This is a genomic window from Aurantivibrio infirmus (assembly GCF_054767315.1).
Genome location: NZ_BAAFSK010000005.1, coordinates 354,822 through 376,457 on the forward strand (window position 1 = coordinate 354,822; position 21,636 = coordinate 376,457).

15 protein-coding genes are annotated in these 21,636 nt (G+C 42.7%); 5 read left to right on the forward strand and 10 right to left on the reverse strand.

The window, feature by feature from the left end; all coding sequences use genetic code 11:
- Positions 1–157: 157 nt before the first annotated feature.
- Complete coding sequence (locus ACYUCY_RS13225) at positions 158–2,176, forward strand: hypothetical protein (protein WP_460226975.1); 2,019 nt, start codon at positions 158–160, stop codon at positions 2,174–2,176.
- A gap of 211 nt (positions 2,177–2,387) precedes the next feature.
- On the opposite strand, the gene ACYUCY_RS13230 is transcribed toward ACYUCY_RS13225, so the two are convergent.
- Positions 2,388–4,859, reverse strand: a complete 2,472-nt coding sequence (locus ACYUCY_RS13230) for a TonB-dependent receptor (protein WP_460226976.1) — start codon at positions 4,857–4,859, stop codon at positions 2,388–2,390.
- 232 nt (positions 4,860–5,091) lie between these two features.
- Between ACYUCY_RS13230 and ACYUCY_RS13235 the strand changes: the two genes are divergently transcribed.
- The gene (locus ACYUCY_RS13235) at positions 5,092–5,790 is read left to right on the forward strand and encodes a TetR/AcrR family transcriptional regulator (protein ID WP_460226977.1); all 699 of its coding nucleotides are present in this window, start codon (positions 5,092–5,094) and stop codon (positions 5,788–5,790) included.
- Positions 5,791–5,891: 101 nt separating this feature from the next.
- Here the strand turns inward: ACYUCY_RS13235 and ACYUCY_RS13240 are convergent, their stop codons facing one another.
- The gene (locus tag ACYUCY_RS13240; protein ID WP_460226978.1) at positions 5,892–6,254 is read right to left on the reverse strand and encodes a DoxX family protein; all 363 of its coding nucleotides are present in this window, start codon (positions 6,252–6,254) and stop codon (positions 5,892–5,894) included.
- 91 nt (positions 6,255–6,345) lie between these two features.
- Positions 6,346–7,500 (reverse strand): redoxin family protein, encoded by a 1,155-nt coding sequence (locus ACYUCY_RS13245; protein ID WP_460227084.1) that lies wholly within the window; start codon positions 7,498–7,500, stop codon positions 6,346–6,348.
- 783 nt (positions 7,501–8,283) lie between these two features.
- Between ACYUCY_RS13245 and ACYUCY_RS13250 the strand changes: the two genes are divergently transcribed.
- The 3 genes from ACYUCY_RS13250 to ACYUCY_RS13260 all read left to right on the forward strand — a co-directional run bounded on the left by ACYUCY_RS13250 (position 8,284) and on the right by ACYUCY_RS13260 (position 12,899).
- Positions 8,284–9,939, forward strand: a complete 1,656-nt coding sequence (locus tag ACYUCY_RS13250) for a DUF1592 domain-containing protein (RefSeq protein ID WP_460226979.1) — start codon at positions 8,284–8,286, stop codon at positions 9,937–9,939.
- Complete coding sequence (locus ACYUCY_RS13255; protein ID WP_460226980.1) at positions 9,936–11,363, forward strand: DUF1552 domain-containing protein; 1,428 nt, start codon at positions 9,936–9,938, stop codon at positions 11,361–11,363. The genes ACYUCY_RS13250 and ACYUCY_RS13255 overlap by 4 nt, the downstream gene beginning before the upstream one ends.
- Before the next feature lie 225 nt (positions 11,364–11,588).
- On the forward strand, positions 11,589–12,899 hold the full coding sequence (locus ACYUCY_RS13260) for a hypothetical protein (protein WP_460226981.1): 1,311 nt from the start codon (positions 11,589–11,591) through the stop codon (positions 12,897–12,899).
- Positions 12,900–13,121: 222 nt separating this feature from the next.
- On the opposite strand, the gene ACYUCY_RS13265 is transcribed toward ACYUCY_RS13260, so the two are convergent.
- The 7 genes from ACYUCY_RS13265 to ACYUCY_RS13295 all read right to left on the reverse strand — a co-directional run bounded on the left by ACYUCY_RS13265 (position 13,122) and on the right by ACYUCY_RS13295 (position 21,636).
- Complete coding sequence (locus ACYUCY_RS13265) at positions 13,122–13,610, reverse strand: type II secretion system protein (protein ID WP_460226982.1); 489 nt, start codon at positions 13,608–13,610, stop codon at positions 13,122–13,124.
- A 181-nt stretch (positions 13,611–13,791) separates the two neighbouring features.
- Positions 13,792–15,840, reverse strand: a complete 2,049-nt coding sequence (locus ACYUCY_RS13270) for a PAS domain-containing sensor histidine kinase (protein WP_460226983.1) — start codon at positions 15,838–15,840, stop codon at positions 13,792–13,794.
- An 86-nt stretch (positions 15,841–15,926) separates the two neighbouring features.
- On the reverse strand, positions 15,927–16,490 hold the full coding sequence (locus ACYUCY_RS13275) for a hypothetical protein (protein ID WP_460226984.1): 564 nt from the start codon (positions 16,488–16,490) through the stop codon (positions 15,927–15,929).
- Positions 16,491–16,565: 75 nt separating this feature from the next.
- Entirely contained in the window at positions 16,566–18,338 is a 1,773-nt protein-coding gene (locus ACYUCY_RS13280) for a putative bifunctional diguanylate cyclase/phosphodiesterase (protein ID WP_460226985.1), read from the reverse strand.
- A gap of 20 nt (positions 18,339–18,358) precedes the next feature.
- On the reverse strand, positions 18,359–18,805 hold the full coding sequence (locus tag ACYUCY_RS13285; protein ID WP_460226986.1) for a response regulator: 447 nt from the start codon (positions 18,803–18,805) through the stop codon (positions 18,359–18,361).
- 638 nt (positions 18,806–19,443) lie between these two features.
- Positions 19,444–20,274: a fumarylacetoacetate hydrolase family protein gene (locus ACYUCY_RS13290; RefSeq protein WP_460226987.1), complete on the reverse strand. Its 831-nt coding sequence runs from the start codon at positions 20,272–20,274 to the stop codon at positions 19,444–19,446.
- Between the two features lie 159 nt (positions 20,275–20,433).
- Complete coding sequence (locus ACYUCY_RS13295) at positions 20,434–21,636, reverse strand: M14 family metallopeptidase (protein ID WP_460226988.1); 1,203 nt, start codon at positions 21,634–21,636, stop codon at positions 20,434–20,436.

Below are 21,636 nucleotides of genomic sequence, written 5' to 3' on the forward strand. Positions count from 1 at the left end.
CGGAACATAACTCGTCGGTAAGCCTTTGTTCATATTGAGTTCATATTCGGTGTGTGATACTAAAAGCTGATCTTAAAAACCTCTAAATATAGTTATTTCATAAGCCAATTTTTGCTTAGAAAATCGACGATTTAAATTTTAAGTTAAGGAATTATCCATGCGTAATGCGTCACGTTTTATACGCTTTCTGCAGATGTCTGCTTTCAGCACTGGTGCTTTGTTGTTTTTCTCTCTGGTGTTTGTCAACTCGTCTTACGCTGAAATTGACAAGGATCTAATAGGAGTGTGGCGGAACTCTGATTCTAGCGGCCGGTTCATAGAGTTTGAAATCACGCGGGATAATCGTTATCTACGCTGGATAGCGACTCCATACCAATCGCAGTTTCCGCCTAAATTTTTCTTGCGAAAACTTTTGGACACGCCAATCGTCGAGTCTGGCGCGGGCTACATATCGGTGATCCAGGATGGTAAAAAAGAGCGACTTAATTTCGTTGTAACTCAAGGTGGGAACTGGTTGGAGTTTGCGGGTGCTGACGGACAATTTACTGGTGACGTCTCGAAACAGTGGCTTTCTGTTGGGTTCGGTCAGGACGGTAAAGCGAGCTATAAATCTCACCAAAATCTCGCCATCGAGGCTGAAATTTATGACGCACTCGATTCTGGTGATATGGCCGCTATCAAAGTGGTTCTGGCTAAGCCTGCGGCTGATTTTTTTCGCGAGTTATCGGCAGATCGGGCACAAAGCCATTTAGACGGTGAGTCCGTCATTCCGGGGAGAGTTTGGGATAAAGTTTACGCAAGCGGCAATATGGCGCTGATCAAACTCTTTTATGAGCAAGCCCCCATTGGTGCAAAAACGAAAGATTATCTCGCTAAGGCTATGGGCGCGAATGACGTGGCAAAAATTGAGTTTTACCGAGGCAAATTGGGTTACGCAGGGGATGTTAAATTAAACGAAGAAGAAATTGCACAATATAATTTTCTTCACTTCATCGGTCAAAATCTCAATCCAGGGCAAAACGCTATATATATGGTTCATCCACCCTTCGGTTGTGGTCGAGAAAGTGTTGTTACCACCGAAGAGCAGCGTAAACAATTAAGTATGCTCACGGTACCTGATGATCCAGAAATAAAAGCGCAAGTGGCATGGGCGCGAGATGTGATGGATAAGCAATACGATTTTGATTTTCTGTTTCCCTTTGTCGAAGAAGAGTTCACCCGCTGTTTACAACTCAAGTTCGATAAGCCAGTGTCCTTGAAAGTGATAAATACGCCCAGCGTGTCCGGAGTAAACGCTTTAGAGCCCGATACTCTGCTGTATCGATACGCAGGTTGGCGTGTTGAGCAATGGAAAGTCGCTACCTATGCAATTATAAAAGCGCTTTTGGATTATGGTGCTGATCCCACAATTCGGCCTCACGAAAATTCATACAGCTTGATTGAAGTATTGTTTGCGAATGCGCAAACCGAAGAGTTACAGCGGCAACTCGAATCTTACCAGCAAGCAATAAAAAGAGGTGGGGTACATAAAAAAACAGCAGAATCTAGTCGAGAATATAAAAATTTACTCTATAAAATCAAGGCCTATAATGACATCATGACGCGCATCGGTGGTCCAGCATTCGCACCAGGTCAAACCTTTGAATCGATGGCGCAGTACACTGTAATAAATGGCAACCTAAAAACTGTTGAGCAGCAGGCGGCTTTAAAGCCAGCTCCCGCCGCAGCAACGAAAAAAAATGACACCCGAACAATACCGATTCAGACCTCGCCTTCTAAAGTGCCAGCGCCTCCGGTGGCAAGTTCCACACCAGTGAACCCTGAAAAGGAAGCGGTAGTAGCTGAGCCATTTATACTGCCCACTTATTGGCACATAAACGTCGTTCCCAAAACACCTACGATAGCTATTCCCCAAGACGTTCAAGCGATGTGGAAAAAAGGGTTTTTTATTGAGCTTCAAGACACCGGACTGTTTGGGTTTAATCCGGATACACCAAGTAATTATTTTTATTTACCAGTCAATAAGTGGTCTATTGACGAACAGAAACTAACCTTGAAACTCGATAGTGTTACCTATCAATTTACGCTTCCAAAGCGAGAAATAAAAAAAGGGGAAATTTTTCTCACAGATGATGATCAAAACCACGGAATGAAAATGACGCTAAAAATGCAATGATATTTGGAAAATAATATTAATAAAGTGGGCTGATTTAGTTGCCGATCGCACCAGATAATTTTTTGTGCAGGTTAAATAAATCGGCCCCCAATTTTGGTTCCTCTGAATTAATAGATATCAAGATAGCCCCTTCATTGCTTAGCTTGGTTATAGAAAACATCCTTGTTTTGATTATGTTTTTGATCTAATTCTAGTAAATAAAGTCGTCAACTTAGAACCGATAATTCGCACTTAGACCAATCGTTCGTGGTCGATCCGGAATGAACTGTCGGGCACCATCAACTAATGGTGTGTCGTTGACGTAAGAAAAAGATTCTTCGTCTGTAAGGTTTTTCACAATCAGTGAGATATCCCAGCTAGCATCGCTTGGACCAAAGCTAAGAACTAAGTTTGCTTTGAAGAACGAATCATCCAAACTCACAGGATCTAAATCCGCTTGGCGATATTGTTCATCTTGATAAATTAAATCCAAGCTTGAAAACAACTGATACTGATCGCCGATTTCTAGGGTGTGTTGCAAGCCTAAGGTGGCAGAAAACTCTGGTGTGTTTTCAGACGTTTTTCCGGACAGATCGTTAATTCCTGCGGCACCACATTCTTGTAAGGTTGCTAAGGGGTTAGCGGTGTCGATCCGAAATTGTAAAAGTTGTTCGGCATAACAACCGGCGTTGGGGAATTCATCAAATTCGAAATCAACATACGCGAGTCCGCCATAGACCAGAAGGTTGTCCGTTGCTGCCCAACGACCGTCAAACTCTATACCTTCGCTAGTAGCTGCGGAGGCATTCTGCACAATAAAAGACGCCGACCCAGTAAAAAGAGCCGTTTGGATGTCATCGAACTCGGAGTGAAAGACAGCGATGTTAAGTTCAGCGGCATCGTCCAGGAGAGACATTTTTGCACCGATTTCAAAACTCAACACTTCCTCTTCTTCGTACTCCGCTTCATCCGGATCGGCGGTAAAAGCAAAGGTGTTAAATCCACCTGCTTTAAAACCTGTTGCAACGCTAGCGTAGAGGAGTGTGTCATCGGAATAATCCCATTGCAGATTACCTGACCATGTCAGGCTATTTTCTTTGCGATTTAATTTGTTGGTATGGTTTACAGCTTCAGCAATGGTAAGAAAGGGTTGTAGTCCCGCGGCTGCACCTGTGTACAAAGTTTCATTGCCGACCACGTTGTTCGGGGTACGCGTACCGTAGTCGGCCGCAAATGCTGCCTGCACCGCATCTTTTTCTTCGCGCGTATAGCGCAAGCCTAAAGATGCACGCAGAGTTTCATTAACTTCGTAAGTACCTTGAAAAAAAGCGGCGGCGACCGAATCATCCTGATCAAGAAAATGGTAACGATTAAAGTCGACATATTCTAAAGGCGTAGTATCAAACGTCGAGACTAAACCCGCGACAATGCAATTACGATCGCCAGGATTGCTACCACCAGCTAGACACCCCAAGTTAAGAACAGTATCAATTGCTAGATCGCCTGAGGCCGCATCACCGCGAACATTGAAATACGTATCGGCGTCTGCATATAAACTATTTTTGTGAATGTATGCACCGGTAATATATTGAAAAGCGCCATCACTATTTGAAGCAAAGCGCATTTCAAATGATGTTTGGTCAAATTCCTCTCCGTCATCGAAGCGAATTAAATCTAACAAACTAAAATCACAATCACACAAGCGTTGAAAATCGTATTCGGAATAAGACAGTATGCTTGTGAGTTCACCGGCATCCATTTGAGTTTGAATTATTACAGAGCTCTCGAGAATATCGCCTTTTTGATCGCCGCTGCTACCGAAATTAAGAATGGGATCAATAGAACCGATATTTGATTCTTGGTAAGTGTTTTCCTTCAGGCCGAAACCCGCAATGGGGCCTGATTCAATGGTGCTAAAATTTTGACCTTGCAAATCAAAGTCGGCGGATTCTAGTTTTACAGTTACTAGAGTGTCGGCCGAAAAATCCCACTCCAGCGTTCCGCGCACTGCAGTTTCATCAAGTTGTGGCGTCGATTCATTGTAAAAAATATTGTCGATATAGCCGTCGCTAATTTCTCTTGATTGAAAAGCCAATCGACCGCGAACACTATCCGATAATGGGCCTGTGATATGGCCTTTAACTTCTACTTCGTCCACGTTTTCAAAGGTGTATAAGCCGGTTATGGAACCTTCGAAAACCTCGCTGGGTTTGGCTGAAATAATACTTACCGCACCACCGATCGTGTTTTTTCCAAATAAAGTGCCTTGTGGTCCACGCAAAACTTCGATGCGTTCAACATCGAGAAATGCAAAGCGCGATTGCACACCGCGGCCGCGATAAATGCCATCAACAAAAGTAGAAACAGATTGTTCTAAACCCGCATTGTTACCGGACTGAATACCGCGAATATTAATTTTGTCGCCAATCGGATCTTGTTGAACGCTAAAGTTGGGGATTAGTGAGGATAACTCCTCAGCTCGTTGAATTCCCAAAGTATTAATTTTTTCACCGCTGATAGCCGAGACTGATACAGGGACATCCTGAAGGTTTTGTACCCGTTTACTGGAAGTGACAACGATTTCTTCCAATCCCGCAGCGCTACTGTTACTTGCGGTAAATAATATGGCTGGTACTAGAAGAGCGGTTGAGAGGAAGCTGAAATTCGAAATATTTATGGACGGAATGGTTTTCATTATTTTCATGGTGGCTCCTAAATTATTATAGAAAGACACGAGAAAGGATGTCCTTCACTGGTTATTCACCTACGAACGAGAGCCGATCATATCGATAAGTTGGACGATCGTCCAGATTAAAGATATCATTTGTCCAAAATATATTGGACGATCGTCCAGCTGATGAAAATGATTCCTTTTCTGCACGAAAGAGTTCAGGAGGTGAAGCTGCTGTGATGTAGAAAGACCCGCCAAGGGTGGTATGATCCACTTACTAAATTTTAGAGCCCAGGATGTTAGCCTTGAAGGAGGCAGTGAAGTCGTGCCAGAACAATCGAGAAAAGTTATTTTAGAAGGCCGGGCCAACAGGCCGAATAAATTTGAAGAAAGACGCAGAGAGCTCGCCGCCGCCGCTCTAGAAGCGCTGGCCGAAAATGGTTATGCAAATACTAGTTTGAGGGATATTGCTTCGAAGTCGGGTTTTTCCTTGGGAACCTTACATTATTATTTTGAAGACAAAGTTGATCTAATTGCCTACTGCACTCGCGTATATAAGCTCGATTTTATTGAGGCATTTAATACCTTAATTGCAGACGCGAACACGATAAACGTACTGCTAGAAGGATTTGTGCAATGCTCAGTCCGATCAGTCGCTGAAGATAGCCACACGCACCGGCTTTGGTACGACATTAAATCACAGGCCTTATTTGAATCTGAGTTTAATGACAGTGTGAAGGAAGTCGATTTACTACTGGCCAATATGGTAAATAACCTAGTTACGAAAGCCAAAGCGCTTTCAAATACAGACGCTCAGATGTCTGCGCAACGGGCCTATTGGATGCTGGATGGTTTTTTCCAATATTATTTGCGTGCTCATCTTGCCGGTGAAGCAGGCGCACTGAAAAAATACGAACAGGATATGCGTTCTTTTTTGCAGTGGTTATTGGGCGTAAAAAAATAGAAAGAAACCAGTGCTGCATGATTTTCGATTTAGTTACAGAAATCTAGCGTGATGGAATAATTATTTTATGGGCAAATATTTCAGAAATCAGCGTAAACAACTCATTTGAAATTCGTCAAAATGGCGGGGTAACGAAGTACAACGACCAGCCAAACACAAAGTAATAAAGTTGATTGAAACCAAAAGCTCGTAAATATCGAAGCACCGAATAAATTCTCGCCGCGAATTATATGAAAAAGAATAGCGCCGCCCAAATGAGCGCTTAGCGCAAAAGCGCCAAGTATCGATGTGCGGGGAATCAAAATAAGTAATGCCGCCGTTACTTCACCTAATCCAATCCACATAACCCAGCGAGACATTGATTCAATACTGGACAGCGGGTTCACGCCTGCGATTTTTGTTCCGCCGGCCATTAATAAAAATAAAACAATCGGGGTTAGCAGGCACCACGCGATTATTTTCATAGACTTGGTGGATTCCTGCATAGATCACTCCAACGTTGACTGGGGTTGCGTAGCCACCAGAAAAATTAATTATTTAATGTATTCTGTTAAGTTAATTGTCGAGCTCTAGCGGACGATAATAATCTTTACCTGCTTCGCGCATTTCAACACGTTTCTTGCGGTAGGTTTCTCCCATAGAACCTTCTTCTGTGTAGGATAATTCTTCGCGGAAATAATTTATATTGTCCGGGCTAAGTTCTTGCGCTATACCCCAGTAGATATCCGCTTTTTCGAGAGATCCAATAGCGTGGAAGTGATTCCCTAATTTAAAAGCTGGCTCGGCTTTGTCTTGCTCAGGTGTGCGAGCAGTTATTCTGGTTGCCACTTTTTCTACGTCCCATACATAGCGACTATTCGCGCCTTTTTCGATCCAATCTAATAATGTAGGCGTGTAGTCATCGGTTCCGATACGTCCATGACGTTGAGCATAAGTGCCTTCATTAATACGTACAACACGTCCTTCTTCGTCAATCCATGCCGCACTGGGTACATTGACAAAATTATAGAGCGAGCTAATGGTATGGTTCTCATCAATTATGGCGGTATATGTTGGGTTCACTTCATCGTAGTATTTTCCTGCCGCAGCTTCGCCACCGGTATCTTGCGCAACGACAATAAATTCGACATTGTTATCTTTTACTTGTTGATATATTTTTTCCCAAACGGGTACGTCAAGTCGGCAACCACACCAGGACGCCCAGGTGGTTAAAAAAACTTTTTTACCCCGATAATCGGATAGCCTGATCGTCTTTCCATTGCGATCCTTTAACGTAAAGTCAGGCGCAACTGCGCTGTTAAGAAAAGCTTCGCGCTCCAAAGGGATGGCACCAAAGCTCCAGGTTTCGGTATCGTAATCTGACACATAACTTTGCCCCAATTTTTTTGCAAAGGCGGTTGCGCTAAACCAAGTTTGTTTGTCGCGCGTGATAACTAAGTTGCTATCTCTATCTTGCAAAATGGGAATACAGATTTCTTCTCTACAGGCACCCTCTGGTTTCAATTCGAAGCCGTTAATGCGAGTTAGGTCTGTTGGCTTTATCCAAAGATCATTGGCGTCGGGAAGGGTATCAGTTATTTCAATCACACGTTCATCGTAGATAACGGTGGTAGCGTAACTTGCTCCGGTGAATGCAAAAATAAGCATCGCTATTACATGGCCGCTCAATATATAAAAACCCTGTCTGATTTTTTGATTTGGTGAATACATAACGAATGACTCCAGAATTCTTGCCAGTTTAATCTTGGCGTGCATTATTGGTACCTACTGATTTACTGTCAATTCGGGTTCAGCTAATTAAAGTAAACAGTTGTAGGGTGCCCGTATAGTAGGATGAGTGTTTCCATTGTCGATGATTCGAATTTAAGAGGGAGTAGATTAACTAAATAACGGAAATATTTTTTGCACTTTTTTAGTTACTCTGCTCTTTTATCGAAAAAATATTTCATCATCATTTAATTGATTCCGGTTATACAGATATCGAGTTTTCGTGATGAAAAATCTTTGATAGTTAAAGTCACTACAGTGGCGAGCAAAAAATTTAACTGATCGAGGTTCCTATCGTTTAAGGGAATCTAGAAAACTTTAAAAATTTGATTTTAATAGTTATATAAAACCGAATTTTAAATTTCCTCGAAAATTGAAGATTTGCTCTTTGTTTTTGTGATCATTGCAGCTCATAGCACCTAGCTATACCGCTCATCTGCACCTTGGCATTCAATAATCGTTTGTGCTAAATAAGATTATTTCGAGTGTCCTAAAGCCTGGGAAAACAGTATGTTATGCATACTAATTGATATTTGTTAATCGGATGACTCTTAGTAATAAGCTTCAGTGAATATCAACATATAACTAATATGAGTCGGCCTTATTAACTGATCTGAATAATTAAAAATGTGTAGTTTCCTCTGTTTTCGACTACTCGGTACTACCTGTAGGGATACCCTATATGTTAGGATCGAGCAAAATAAAAACAGCGAGAGGAGATTGCATTTGCAACTGAACATTCGCAACACATTACATATCCTGCCTATATCTTTTTGTCTTGCATTAGTTAGCTTGCCCACAACTGCTGGGGATTCCGAGGCTGTCGCCTATCGAAGGCTGACTGAAAGCCAATATCGTCACGCTATTGCCGATACTTTCAGCCCAAAGCTTGAGATAAATGCACGCTTCGAACCTGAGTTAAGGGAGATGGGTTTGCAGGCTATTGGGAATGCGCGGCTGTCAATTACGACATCGGGCTTAGAGCAATACCTTTCCTTGGCGCGCTCCCTCTCCACGCAAATTGTCGATGGCGAAGATGCGGCGGAGCTTATCGGTTGCACTTTGTCTGACGAAGTCGCGACGAAAAACCCGAGTAACAAAAAAGCGAGTGCTAAATGCGCTCGCGAGTTCATTGAAAATCGCGGCAGCGAGCTTTTTCGTCGGCCTTTAAAGAAGGAAGAAGTAGCTTCTTTTATGGACGCTTATACCGAGGGAGTCGAAGGAACAGGGCTTCCGGCTAAGGGCCTTAAGCTTGCACTTATTGGCATGTTAATGTCACCGGAATTTTTGTTTCGCGTTGAAAGAGCTGAAGCTGATCCGCAAAACGCCAATCAGTATAGATTGGATGCCTATAGTAAGGCCGCGCGGATTTCTTATTTGTTGTGGGATGCCGCTCCTGATACTGAACTCATGAAAGCTGCCAGTAGTGGAGACATTCATAAGCCATCCATGTTGGCCAAACAGGTCGATCGTTTGTTGGCGTCACCGAGAGTAGAGGATGGTGTGCGCGCATTTTTTACCGATATGTTCCAGTTTGAGATGTTCGAATCGCTGACCAAAGATGGCGCGACTTATCCAAAGTTTTCGCAGGCGGTAGCAGATAGCGCTCGTGAAGAAACTCTGAAATTTATGGTAGATCTTTTGGTGACGAAAGACGGTGACTATCGAGATATTTTTACTTCGCGGGAAACTTTTATTAATCGCAGCTTGGCTGCTGTTTACGACGTCCCGTATCTTTCAAAGGCCGATTGGATGAAGTATGAATTTTCGGAAGACAGTGAGCGTTCCGGAGTGCTAACGCAAACATCTTTCTTATCTTTGTTTTCACATCCAGCTGCATCTTCGCCAACAAAACGCGGTGTGAAAATATATGATATTTTTCAATGTATCGCGTTACCCGATCCGCCACCCGATGTGGATTTTTCAACAGTACAAGCGGTAGAAAATGGCACTGTCCGTTCACGTCTGATTGAACATAAAACAAACCCCGGTTGTTATTCTTGTCACAATATTAGTGATCCTCCTGGATTGGCGTTAGAGCATTTCGACAGTTTAGGTCAGCACCGTGTTTTGGAGAATGGTGACATCATTGACGTTAGTGCTGAAATCAATGGTCAAGCATTTGATGGCTCCGTTGGTTTGGGAGAGTTTATGCACGACAATCCACTCGTGACCAGTTGCTTAGTCCGTAAAGTACATAACTATGGCGCTGGTCGTGCCGATACTGCGACGGATCGAGAGATACTAAGTCGTCAACGCAGTGCTTTTGAAAAAAATGATTATCGAGTTCCCGCATTGTTACGCAGTGTGTTGACTGACCCCGATTTTTTTAAGATTGCAAAACCCGCTATCGAAACCGCCGACGCAGGAGTAGCACGATGACACGACGATCGAACAACGATAACTCAAAGATAATTGGCGCTAAATCAATAAGCTCCAAACATCACGGTCCGAAATCCACTCGCTTTACTCGACGTACACTCTTACAGGGTATGTTGGGTACCGGTGCTGTCTACATGGGCTTGCCGATGCTCGACGCATTTTTAGATAACAACGGTGGCGCTTGGGCCGATGGTTCCGCATTGCCAGTTCGTTTCGGTACTTATTTTTGGGGTTTAGGTTTGACCGACACTCCTACCGGCGGGACTCGCTGGGTGCCAAAAACAATTGGCAGCGGTTATGAAGTGACGCCCGAGCTAGAATCATTCGCTGATCTTCGTCATAAGGTGTCAGTTTTTTCTGGCTTTCGTGTGATCGGTGATGGCAAACCGAACATCGTCCACTGGACGGGTAATGCGGGAATTCTTGCTGGGTCTGCGCCGAAAACTAACGGCGTGATGGAAGGCCCATCGTTTGATCACAAGGTTGCTGATTCACTCGGCGCGACCTCGCGGTTTAGAAAAATCGATATGACGGCGTCAGGTGAGAAAACCTCTAATTACTCAACGCGTAATGGTCGGACTTACGCTACACCAGAAACCTCTCCCTTAATGCTTTACAACCGTTTGTATGGTGAAGGTTTTCAAGATCCGAATGATCCGAATTGGCAGCCGAACCAAGACATCATGTTACGTAAAAGTGTTTTGTCCGGTGTGTCGGAGCAGCGCAAAGCACTGATGGCGGAAGCCGGTGCAAACGATCGCGCAAAACTGGACCAGTATTTTACTTCGTTGCGTGAGATTGAAAATCAATTAGCGATACAGTTAGAAAAACCCGAACCACGAGAAGCGTGTTTGTTGCCTGGCGCTCCTCCAGAAACTAGCAAATCTGTGACGGTTGATGTCGTCAACGCGAATAGCAAAGCAATGGCGCGATTGTTGGCTATGGGTCTAGCTTGTGATCAAAGCAGAGTGTTTAACTTTGTTCATACACCGGGTTTGTCGACAACTTATATTGCTGGTGAGTCAAAAACGTATCATCAAATTACTCATGATGAACCCACCGACGCTAAGCTAGGCTATCAACCGAAAACTAGCGAACTATCAGGTTTGGTTATGCAAGGATTCGGCGCGTTTTTACACGAGTTGGATGCGATTAAAGAAGGTGACCGGACTTTATTGGATAACACTTTGGTTATGGCTTTTAGTGATACCGGCTACGCAAAAATTCATGCAATTGAAAATATTCCGGTGTTTTTTGCTGGCGGTGCGGCTGGCAAGCATAAAGCGGGTCAGCATATTGCCGGTAAAGGCGAGCCGGTTAGCCGATTGTCATTAACGGCACAGCAGTTAGTTGGCGTGAGTGCGGGTGAGTTTGGTGAAGGGGCTATGAAGACGGCAAGGCCTATTTCCGAAGTCATGGCTTAAAGACGTTTCAAAAAAGTCTTTTTGTGCCAGTGCTGCGTTGGCTCCGTACTCGAATCCTCATTTACTTTAGTAAATTCCGGTTCTGCGTGCGGTGCCGCCTTACTCTGACCCAAAAATCCAATTTTTGAAGACGTCTTTAATTATTGATAAAAAATAAAACATCATTAAGAAAAGTTATAGAAAATTCAATTAAAAAAATTCTTTTAAAAAGGAAGAGGGATAACGATGAAAAATCCTTTGTTCAAAATTGCGGGTTGTGCAATTTTTTTGGCAGGTTTGTCGAATGTTGCGCTTGCTGATTGGAGCAAGAGTTACGTGGTCGAATGGAATGAGCCGGCGATGTATTACGGTGCTGAAACTGGTGTAATCGATCCAGGTACAGATTGTCCGAAAGGTTCTAACCCTGAACCAGATTGGATTCAAGTATTGGTAGACGCGGGTTATACCAGAGAAGAAGCCAAGTGGTTGCGTGATCCCTCTCATCCTTTCCGTATTCCGAACCATGGCCAAAATCAAATGGCGTTTCGAGGTAAAGACCGCGCGAATATTTATATGCATCCTGAGTCGACACCTGATCCTGGTTTTACGCCGGTAACGGGAAAAATCGGTGAAGGTCTCGACCTTGATGGTAATTCTAAAAATGGTTTTATCAGTCCGAATGGTGAAACAGGAATTGATAATGAATTTTATCGTGCTCTCGGTTGTTGGATGACTTACCGCGGCCCTGAACGCCAATCAGCTTCTGCTTTGAGTAAGAATGATGAGATGCTAAATGGTTCTTGGACCGTCGTGATTGTTGTGTCGGGAAAAGGAAAAGACCCGATGAATGATTCTAATGTTCAGGTGGGAATTTATAACAGCACCGACCCGATGGTAAAAGATGCGACTGGAAATATCGCGCGAGATTACACTTTTAGTATTGCACCTGATGCTAAATTTGAAGCAATTTTCGACGCTAAGACTGTCAACGGCGTGATTGAAACAATTGCACCGGTTGATGAAGTGTGGATGCGCGATCCAAGTTACACACGCGAGCTGCAATTACTCAAAGCGCAGCTGAAACTAAAAATGGAAGAGGATGGTTCGTTAAAAGGACTGGTGGCGGGGTATCGACCTTGGTTTCCCGTGTATCGCGGTTGGGTAGAGGCCCGTGGTTCAGTGATTGAGCAATTGACTTGGGTGCAGTTACCTTCTGTTTATTACGCATTGAAACGCAACGCAGATTACAATCCTGAAGGTACTAAAACTGCGTCGGAAAATTCAGGTAATACCCATATTTCTTTTGCTTTACGTGTCGATGCAATTCCTGCATATGTTGTAACGCCTGATGCGACAGCGCGAGCACTTCAAGTGGCCTCTTATAAAAAGCTTGCACCGCCTTATGAAGGTCGAATACCCGCAGTGTATTTTCATAGCGTAGTCGTTGATGGCATTGTCCGCCGTCGCGATGGGACTATACCTGGTGGTCCTGATGTCGCCATTCCGCCACCAACAAGCTTGGTGACCGCTAAAGGTCTGCCGACTTTGGGTAAATAATTAAGGGTAACAGCATAAGACGATGTGATTTTTTTAGAGTCCGTTGACTTAGAAACGTTGCTGTAAATAAAACCCGCGACTTTTATTCAGGGCCGCGGGTTTTGTTTTTGTGAACTGAATAATTTTACTGTTAAGCTGACATCAAAAAATACAATAGATGTTGAAAATGATTTTTATGAAGACGAATTGTTTGAGCTACATGAGCATATCGAAACGAAATGATTAGCATCCAGAGGTCACGGTATCTACGACAGGGCGGGTATCTGGGGCAGTTGGCTGTCGATACCGGACATAACATTGGGCCGCACCTGCATCTTCAGCGATTTTTCCATGCCAATACACCCAGGCACCAGGAAATATACTTGCGCGACTTTTCCAGTTGTCTGCAGGGTACTCGATAAGAAGAGATATCCCAGAGGCTGTCCCCGCCGGATAACCGTAAGCTACATCGATAGTTTGGCTACCGACGGTGATTGTAGCGCTCGGATCTCCTTCTACGCCTTCAACAACAGATTTTGCGTAAGCCATCGTGGTGGCACTTTCAACTGCTCCTCTAATGCCTTCGGTTGTAGCAATAATGGCGCCTCTTCGTAAATTTGCGAATCGTGGAATAGCAACCGCTGCCAAAATTCCTAAGATTACAATTACAGCAATGAGTTCTATTAGGGTGAAGCCTGATTGACTGGTGTTTTTCCTAGGTATTTTGATCAATGCTTTCGTTCTCTCGAAGAATATTATTTGCGATAGCTTGCTAAGTAAGCTCAAGGACGTATTGCTGCTTTTCCAGTGCTCCTAAGGGTGTATCGGCAATGAAAGGCGGAACTTGACCACTACGCGTGAGGTTTGAAAGACAAATGCTTGATCAGGATCTGAGAACTGGCGTTAGGGTATTTTAAGGGGGGCTACTATCAACCTGTTTGGGCCAAGAAAAAGAAAAAATTGAACCTCTTGGCTTGTTGGGCGTTAAAGTTATCAGCCCGCCAAATGATTCAATTGTCTTTTTCACGATTGCGAGTCCCATTCCACTACCTTCGACTTCATCGCGGGGTCGAAGTGTTTGAAACATATCGAAAACTCGGTCGCGATGCTCAATCTCTATTCCAGGTCCATCATCGGCTACCGAAAACATTAAAGATGTGCCTAAGGTCGCGCACTTAATCGAAATCTTGCCATTGTCTTTATCATGATGTTTGAGGGCATTGCTGATTAGATTCCGAAAAACTAATTCGAGTGGTGCTTTATGCGTTTCTATCGTCGGAAATTCTCCTGCTAGTTCAAGTTCAAAGCGCTCGTCAACACGACCTAATTCAAATACCCCTCGTATTAGCTCGTCAGTATTAACTTGTTCTATTGTCCCTAAAATCCTTCCCGATCGAGAAAACTCCAACAAGTCAGCGAGCAAGTTGCCCATTCTATCGATGCGAGATCGCATCAAGCGTAAATGATTGGTGGTATCTTCTTCGAGTTTTCCAGATAAATCTTCTTCGATCCATCTCGCTAGTTGATCGACAGCTCGAAGTGGCGCTTTTAAGTCGTGCGATGCGACATACGCAAACTTCTCGAGTTCTTCGTTAGTACGCATGAGTTCGGTAATATATTTTTTCCGTTCAGTTAAATCAATGATTGCGGAAAGTACTTTGATTCCGGCGCTAGTTTCAATAATACTCAGACCAATCTCTAAGGGGAACTCGCTGCCATCTTTTCGGAGACCAAACAAGTCTCTCCCGACTCCCATTGATCGCGATTGAGGTTTGTCAAAAAACTCATTGCGCAGATCGGGGTGGTTTTTTGTGAACCGTTGCGGAATTAATAATTCGATATGTTGGTCGAGTAACTCTTCTTTTAAATAGCCAAATAATTTTTCGGCTTGAGAGTTTACGAAATCAATCTTTCCGTCTTGGCTAACCATGATCATTGCGCTAGGAGATGCTTCAACGAGGAGAGGAAATAAAGTCTCGTTGTGTTTTCGTTCGGTAATATCCTGAAATGAAATGGCTACTTCACATATCTCTTGACTTTGGTCTCTTAGTCCAAAGAGAGTAACCTCAAATATTTGCTTAATAGTAGAGCGAATTTTAACATTAGAGGCCTCGAAAATGTGGGTTAAATCGGTGTTCGTCGCTTCTTCGAAAAGTTCTAAGCAGGTATCTTTCTCACTGCCGGAAAATAAACTCAAAATATGAGTTGGGTCGCTATCTAAAAAATCACTATTGATGATTGATTTAGCTGCGCTGTTGGCATCAATAATTATCCCGCTTAAGGCGACTCGAAGAACTGGGTTTTTTGATTGTTTAACAATTGCAATTAATAAGTTATTTTCTCTAATTAAGGCAATGGCCTTGTCTTTTTCTTTGTTGGCATCCTCCATTATACTGATCAATACTTTTTCTGAGTGACGAAGTTTGGAGTTTTTTTCTTCTATTTCCTCCTCGATCTGTCTATTGATCAGGGTTAAGGTTTTTCTTTTGGAGTAGTAAGCAACGATAAAAAGAATGCAAATAAATAAAAAAGTTAATGTGTTTATTCTAAAAACATTCGAAACTTTTTCGCTTTGATAAGATGATACCCTGCTGCTATACAGTAGTTCGATATAGTAGAGCTCGTCTAAAAGGTCTACCAGGTCTGCGGACCAACGATTCGCGTCGCTAATTGAATGGTTTTCTGCGTAGAATGAAGTTTTAAATTCTGATTTTAGCTCGCTGAGTAGTTTTCGCTTTTCGTGTATTTCAGCGAAGGTGTCTGCTTCAAAGTTGATGTTTATGGTTTGTTCATCTAAGCGAGTGGTTTTCTCCGAGAAAAAAGTCGAATCAATAAATTTTAAGGTAAGATCTTCAATTTCTGTTGGGATATCCCGCAATGATGTCTGGTAATTACGCAATTCTGTTCGTTGCTGAAATTGCAACGCTAAAGCAGAATTTATATTGAGCAATATCGAGGACATTTTTTTTGTTTGGTAAGTTTGATATATATTAAATGTAATAAAGAAAATGATTCCTGATATTCCTAGAATTATACTTAACCTACGCACTATATATCGTCCGGACTGCTAGAATAACGTTCTGGTTTATTCAAGCTTTTTAATAATTCATTAACTTCTTGTTTTAGTTCGATAATGCGCTCTTCCCGATCCATGGATACGTTGTACATGGTTGACATTTTTTCGTTATTTTCTTGAAGTATTTTTAACGAAGACTGACTTTGTTCGTATGCTTGTTGTATGCCAGGTAAGGCGATTAGTTCAGGTAATTTGGGGATTAGATATAATGCCGTAGTAATAGAAACGGCTGCAGTAGCTGCCTTTAGCCAGCTTTCTATTTCATAAGCAGGAAACCAAGTGACATAAATCCTAAACAAATGGGTGGTTCCACAGAGAAATATAAAGGCGACAAAAAAGCAGAGAATGCCGCGGTAAGGGATAGATTTCTTTCTTCGATATAAAAATATTCCCAATACGATTGGGATCGTATAGTAAGCGACGGTAATTACAAGATCAGAAATAACATGAGTCCAAAGAATATCGGGGCGCCAGAGATAACAATGACCGTGTGGCATGAAATCATTGTTGGAAAAAGAAGCTAGCCAATCGCGCATGTGTTTCTCCATTTGAAAACGTAGAGTTAAGTCATTAAATGATATGCCTGATAAACATACGAAGTGGTGTTTTCTCTAGTAATATTGCGGAGGGCGGTGAGGTTTCGAGACGGTCTCAATCTTGCTGAGTAAGAACGTGTCTTCGAAGACAATTTTGGGGAGTGCTTTCGAGAAATAGTCTCCTTGCAATAAACCGCATTTTAATCTTTCACATATCTCTGCTTGTTCTTTAGTTTGAATACCCTCAGCAACTATTTCTAAGCCAAGAGTTTTGGCGAAGTTAATGATGGCTTCTAGTATTTTTACTTGTTTTACCTCGCAGGAAATTTTTTCCAAAAATTGTTTGTTTATTTTTATGCTGGAAAACGGTAGAAACTTAAAATTATCAAAGGATGAAAACCCTGTACCAAAATCACTTAAGGAAATCCTTACGCCAAGATGAGAGATTTTTTTAAGATTTTCAGCAATGTTTTCTAAGTCTTGAATAAGTATGTTTTCGGTAATGACTAATTCTAGACGCTCGGGTTCAATCTCTGTATTCGCGATGACACGTTGGACTGAGTCAAAGAGTCGTTTGTTACGCAATTGGGGGGCAGAAAGGTTGACGGCTATTCGCTTTAGAGGGCTGTTTAATCGCTGACTCCAGTCTTGGAATTGCTGACAGGACTCAGTCATCACCCAATCATCTATTGCAGATAGAATTCCTAAATAGTCTGCAATATCTAAGAAGTTTTCAGGTTCAAGTAGACCTCTTTCTGGGTGTTGCCAACGAACTACAGCCTCGACAGCTTCCAGGTTGTGGTCTCGCGTATTAATTTGTGGTTGAAAAAATATCCTTAGTTGATCTTTACTCACGGCTTCTAGCAGTTGATGTTCTAGTTCCGTTTGTTCGTTAACTGATTCATGTAATTCTTTTGTGTAGAAATGATAGCGATTTCGACCTTCTTTTTTTGCGCGGTACATCGCGATGTCAGCAGATTTAAGCAGATCCTTTTTGTTGTGCGCACAGTGGCCATAAACCGCAATGCCGACGCTGGTAGTCACGGTCCATTTGTTATCACCTAAATCGATAGGTTCGTTGAACGCTCGAATTATTCGATCAGGCAAATGTTTTGCCTCATTGTCTTTTTGTAAGTCTAATTGCAGGATGACAAATTCGTCTCCGCCTAAGCGAGACAGGAAATCTCCCTCGCGCATCGTATTTTGAAGTCGTTTAGTGACTTCGATCAATAATTTATCACCAACTGCGTGACCAAAGGTGTCGTTAACCTGTTTGAAATTGTCAACGTCCAATAGTAAAAGCGCTAATACGGACCCTCTTTTTGCTCGCTCTACTGCAGATTGGAGTACTCGCTCGAATTCAGAGCGATTAGGTAATTTCGTTAAGGGGTCGGTTTGGGCTTGGCGTAACAATTTGTTTTGTGCTTTTTCTAAAGCGGTTTCTAAGGAGTAGCGATATCTGGCTTGTCGAATTGAACGGATTAAGCTGCGAGCCGAAACTTCTTCTTTTAGTAAATAATCTTGCGCGCCCGCCTCGATGGCTTTGATGACTAGTCTGTCGTCGTCCAAATGGCTGATCATGACGATGGCGCAAGGGGATTGTTTGTCTGACCGATTTTCATCGGCGCGAAGTTTTTTGAGTAGGTTAATTCCGTCGAGATCCGGCAAGTTATAGTCGAGAATAATTAACTCGAAGCATTGAGTTCGCGCTAATTCTAGTGCTTGCTGCGAGGTAGAGGCTTCCTTAATATCAAAACCGCTGTTTTTTCGAAGCGCCCGAATAATACTCAAACGATCGAATTCATCATCATCGACAATCAAAACAGTTGTTGGGGTGTTAATGTTCATTGATATCGATACCGCTGGATTTAAGTTTTTGAAAGCATTGGTAACTCAACACTTTGCCAATAATGTTGTAGCATTTTCAAGATTTCCATAGTTCCGCTCCCCAAATTTTTCTTAACTATATATCCGGCTACGTTTAGATCGTAAGCTAATTTCTTATCTTCCTCGGCATTCGAGGTGGTCAGGATGAATACGACCGCGCGACGTAACTCTGGGTCGCCCCGAAGCTCTCGTAGCATTTCGATTCCATTTTTTCGCGGCATATTGATGTCCAACAACATAATAAACGGCTGTTGCAACAAGTCCTGCGTGCGTAACATTTGCAAAGCCTCGACGCCGTCTCGTGCTCTCAACATGGGATTCGTAATGTTGAGTTTTTTTAGCGCTCTCTCAATCCCCATTACGTCGACATCATCATCATCTACTACAAAAATCGTCGTATCTTCGTTTTCTTTATTTTTAAAGCTCATCTAATTCCCGCAATCTAGGTAACTACAACAGAAGCTTTTAAACGGCATTCATAAAGTGTGTTGGCACTTAATCCATCATGCTTGGGATCTACCATTACGAAGAGATTATCAATAACGTGATAATTTCTTATGGCTTAGGCGTATGCGAATGGAGACCTAGCGTTATAACTATAGTCAGGATTTTATCGGGGTTTGAATTTCTAGGCGTTTTAACAAAAACTTCTTTATTCTGATAACTAAAATTTATAACGATAGGGACCACGCTGCACTTTTTTATAAATTTTTTAAAAGTGTTTGCTGGGTTCAATTAATCCATGAATAAAATATGGGAAATTTCTTCTATATCTATCGCCCTATGTAGCTCAAGCAAAAGGGGGGAGTTCGGGAGCTTAATAAAGATTTTGGATAAATCTTAAAAGGGTGTGGCTCTTTTCTGAGCGAAAAACCAATCAAGGGAGTCCGTTCCGATCGGCATCGGCAGAGAAAAATCCAGAGTGTTGCGAGTTCGCAAGTGCTGTATTAGTTAACACTTGAACGACAGAAATAAGCTACCCGGGTCCAAAAGGTTAACAAGGTTCGCTTATTTTGAATGCCGATTACTTGATTTTGCAATCAGCATCGTAAGCTTTGAAGAAGAGCTACTTCCCTTGAACGACTGAATTCTTAAGAATGCCTACGCCTTCTACTTCAACTTCGAATGTATCGCCGGGTTCTAAAAAACGCGGTGTGCCCATAGTTCCAGTCCACACCATGTCGCCTGGCTCCAAGGTGAAATAATGAGAAATCCAACTCACCATTTCGTTCATGTTGAACAATAAATCTGACGTGTTGCCGCGTTGAACTTCCTCGCCGTTTAATTTACCGGTGATTTCCAAATTGTTGTAATCGAGTCCTGTAACAATAACGGGTCCAACTGCATTAAATCCCCGGGCGCCTTTCGCTCGAACCCAGTCGTTATCCATACCTTGCCATGCTCGATCGGTTACATCGTTGCCTGCCGTGACGGCAAAAATATAATTAGGTGCATCTTCGACACTAACATTTTCGGCGCGCTTGCCGATGACGACAGCCATCTCAGCTTCGTAAGCTAATCTTTTGGTTTCCGGATGTCGCACGATGGGATCTTCTGGCCCAACCAGTGTATTGCCTGGAACGAGGAATACGGTTGGGTATTTTGAAGGTTCGCGGTTACCTAAGTGACTGCGAAAATTCCAAGCGGTACCAAACATATGACGAGCATCACCGGGAGCCTTGAGTTTTACACTGTCGCGTTTGACAGATTTACCGGTACGACTACTTGAGTCGAGATAGGGGGCCGCGCTCAATTGATGAATCGTGGTACCTTCAAGCTCACCCCAGGCAACGACGCCATCTTGTTCATAGCGGACGTACTGATGTGATTCGCTGAAAGCGAGTTGAGCGGTGAGAGAGATTAAAGAAGTAAGACAAAGTAATCGAACAAATTTCATGGAATGATCTCCAGTGACTGGGCTCAAGCGAAGTAAGCTAGCTTAAGCGTAATTTTATTATATTTATTTCGGAGGGAATCATACGCTTCTCGAATGAATTTGTCAGCGTGCCTTAACCTGTCCTTACTCTAAAACATGAATTGAAATAAAAATTCAAATCTAAAGAGGACATTGGGATTGCAGCAATTCTTCCATCATACTTTCCGCAGCAATTTCTGCGACTTCAACAAGCTGATCGCGATCAATTTGGTCTGACATTTCGTAACTGATCGATGGCACCTGGTAAGTTTCGTTAAACCATTGTTTAAACGTGGGGTTTCCGTCACTGCTGCGAGAGGAGCGTCGGAAGTTAAAATCAGGTATCGCTTCACTTATATTTTTAAGCCAATCAGCGGTAAATTGTTGAGGGCACAGAAGATCTTCGTCTTGTTGCGTATAGAAATAATTACGCCCAGTGGAGTGAAAGTCTAAGCCGAGATAAAACTGCTGACCTGCTTCGTGCAACAGCTTAAGATAATTTGCAATTTGCCGCGTTTCAGCTTGAGAAAAAACCCCCCAATCTCGATTGGTATCGATGCCGTTTGCATTGTGTCGCCAATTTCCCGCAATAACACCGTCGGGATTTACCAAGGGAATTACGATAATACGAAAGCGTTCGCGGAAGTCGCGGGCAATTTCATCATCTAGCAGAAGCCTGTCTACAAAAGGAAACAACGCTAAGGCGCCGGTAACTTCAGGCGGGTGCTGTCGGCCAAGTATGACAATGGTATCTTTATTGTTTGAACTGATGTCAAGCGCGGTAATGTCATGCCCTTGAACGGATTTTCCCAAGATTACAGTGTTATTATTTTGTGCTTTTGTTTTATTCTCCAACCAATTTTCATAGTCCGAAGGTAGCAGTAATTCCTGACCCGCTACCCAAGTTGATCCTGGTTCGATTTTTAAGTCGAAGTTAATTGTTGATTCATTTTTCTGATACCTTATCAGTTGCCAATTTTTCTGATCTCGACTTTGCTTTGGTCGGTATCGCGGAAGCCCGTCGATAAATTTTACTGTGATGGAAATAGTTTGAGGTGTATCACTGATGATTTTAAATGCGTACCAAGGGCTATCATTTATAGGTAAGTTTTCTGGTGTGATACTTAATAAAAAATGATTGTCGAATTGCTTATCACACGCGTTTAGGCGAGCACCGGGGAAATCTGCAATGAATTTAACGGATTGAAAGTCACAGGTGGGCTTTGGTTTTAGAAGCTGACAGGTTGAAAGACTGAGGAAAATACCCAATATGGCTGTTGCTTGTAACCAAAAATAAAAAAAGCGACCCGTACTGGGCCGCCGATTAGTTAAATAGTTTTTCAT